Annotated in this window: 3 protein-coding genes; all 3 read left to right on the forward strand. The window is 60.7% G+C overall.

From position 1 onward, the window contains the following. Positions 1 to 873, forward strand: an 873-nt coding sequence (locus tag ACQZ60_RS25150; protein WP_080857880.1) for a carbohydrate ABC transporter permease, incomplete at its 5' end; no start/stop codon positions are given. Positions 874 to 885: 12 nt separating this feature from the next. Continuing rightward, entirely contained in the window at positions 886 to 1,710 is an 825-nt protein-coding gene (locus ACQZ60_RS25155) for a carbohydrate ABC transporter permease (protein ID WP_080837073.1), read from the forward strand. A 12-nt stretch (positions 1,711 to 1,722) separates the two neighbouring features. Next, positions 1,723 to 2,624, forward strand: a 902-nt coding sequence (locus ACQZ60_RS25160) for an ABC transporter ATP-binding protein (protein WP_448736352.1), incomplete at its 3' end; no start/stop codon positions are given.

Here is a 2,624-nt window from a genome sequence, read left to right on the forward strand (position 1 = left end):
ATGGCAACCCGAAACACAAGCGGTCTAGCGCGGGTCATGCTTGCGCCATCGGTGCTGTTGTTGCTGGTGTGGATGATCGTGCCTCTGGCGATGACGCTGTGGTTCTCGTTCCAGAACTACAATCTCCTCAACCCGGCCAATGTCAGCTTCGCCGGTCTGTTCAATTACCAGTATTTCTACACCGATCCGGCCTTCTTCCAGTCGATCTGGAACACGCTGCTGATCGTCGGCGGCGTGCTGCTGATCACGGTGGTTGGCGGCATCGCCATTGCGCTTCTGCTCGACAATGACATTTTCGGCCAGGGCATCGTGCGCATCATGATCATCTCGCCCTTCTTCGTCATGCCGCCGGTGGCAGCTTTGGTGTGGAAGAACATGATCATGCATCCCGGTTACGGCGTGCTTGCCGATCTCTCCCGCTTCTTCGGTTTCCAGCCGGTCGACTGGTTTGCGCAGTTTCCGCTGCTCTCCATCATCATCATCGTCGCCTGGCAATGGCTGCCCTTTGCGACGCTGATCCTCTTGACCGCCCTGCAGTCGCTCGATGGCGAACAGAAGGAAGCGGCCGAGATGGATGGCGCCAACTTCGTCAACCGCTTCATCTACCTGACCCTGCCGCATCTGTCGCGCGCCATCACCGTCGTCATTCTCATCCAGACGATCTTCCTGCTCGGCGTCTATGCGGAAATCCTCGTCACCACCAATGGCGGCCCCGGTTACGCCTCCACCAACCTCGCCTTCCTCATCTATCGCACAGCGCTTCTGGGTTACGACGTCGGTGGCGCTTCGGCCGGCGGCATCATCGCCGTCATCCTCGCCAATATCGTCGCCATCTTCCTGATGCGCGCCGTCGGCAAGAACCTCGACCGGTAAGGGGGAAACATCATGGCCCGCAAGACAACCACACGTGCGAAGATCGGCTTTTCCATCGCGGCCTGGGCCGTGGCGCTGCTGCTGTTCTTCCCGATCCTCTATGCCTTCCTCACCTCGATCAAGACCGAGCCGGAAGCAATCGCCGGCTTCAGCCTCATTCCCTCGGGCACGCTCGAGAATTACGTGACGGTCCAGACCCAGCGCGATTACTTCAAGCCGTTCATGAACTCGGTGGTGCTGTCGCTCGGCTCGACGATCATCGCGCTGATCATCGCCATTCCCGCCGCCTGGGCCATGGCGTTCTCGCCGACCAAGCGCACCAAGGACATTTTGATGTGGATGCTCTCCACCAAGATGATGCCGGCCGTCGCCGTCTTGGTGCCGATCTATCTGATCTTCCGCAATGCCGGCCTGCTCGATACCCGCATTGGGCTCACCATCATGCTCACCTTCATCAACCTGCCGATCGTCATCTGGATGCTCTACACTTACTTTCGGGAAATCCCCGGCGAGATTCTCGAAGCAGCCCGCATGGATGGCGCATCCTTGTGGAACGAGATCGTGCATGTGCTGACCCCGATGGCGGTGCCGGGCATTGCCTCGACGCTGCTCCTCAACGTCATCCTCGCCTGGAACGAAGCCTTCTGGACCATCCGGCTGACAACCACCAATGCGGCCCCGCTGACGGCCTTCATCGCCTCCTTCTCGAGCCCACAGGGGCTGTTCTGGGCAAAACTCTCGGCCGCCTCGATGATGGCGATCGCCCCCATTCTCGTCATCGGCTGGTTCTCGCAGAAACAACTCGTGCGTGGCCTGACCTTCGGCGCCGTGAAATAAGGAACGACAAACATGGGCAGCATTTCCCTTCAGAACGTGTCCAAGCTCTTCGGTGAGGCGAAAGTCATCCCGTCGATCGATCTCGATATCAACGACGGCGAATTCGTCGTCTTCGTCGGCCCCTCCGGCTGCGGCAAGTCCACGCTGCTGCGGCTGATTGCCGGGCTGGAAGACGTCTCCGGCGGCAAGATCGTCATCGACGGCAAGGATGTCACCGAAAAGGCGCCGGCCGAGCGCGGCCTTGCCATGGTGTTCCAGTCCTATGCGCTTTATCCGCATATGAGTGTCAGGAACAACATCGCCTTCCCGCTGAAGATGGCCAAGCTCGACAAGGCCATCATCGATAAAAAGGTGGAAGACGCCGCCCGGGTGCTGAACCTCACCGATTATCTCGAGCGCCGGCCCTCGCAGCTGTCGGGCGGCCAGCGCCAGCGTGTCGCCATCGGCCGCGCCATCGTGCGCGAACCTTCCGCCTTCCTGTTCGACGAACCGCTTTCCAACCTCGATGCGGCGCTGCGCGGCACCATGCGGCTGGAAATCTCCGAGCTGCACAACACGCTGAAGACAACGATGATCTATGTCACCCACGATCAGGTCGAGGCCATGACCATGGCCGACAAGATCGTGGTGCTCAACCGCGGCAATATCGAGCAGGTCGGCTCGCCGATGGAGCTTTACCGCACCCCCGCCAACCTCTTCGTCGCCGGCTTCATCGGCTCGCCGCGCATGAACCTGGTGACCGGCGACTACGCCCGCCAAAAGGGCGCGACCACCGCCGGCGTGCGGCCGGAGCATCTGGTGCTGTCGAAGGAAAGCGGGCTGTGGCAGGGCAAGGTCACCGTCGCCGAACATCTCGGATCGGATACTTTCCTGCATCTCGAGGTGTCAGGCATCGGGCCGATCACTGCCCGCAC

Source organism: Agrobacterium sp. 22-223-1 (genome assembly GCF_053522385.1).

Excerpts from the sequence above, each read along its gene's own strand:
- ACQZ60_RS25155 (WP_080837073.1), top strand. The coding sequence starts at position 886 with ATGGCCCGCAAGACAACCACACGTGCGAAGATCGGCTTTTCCATCGCG.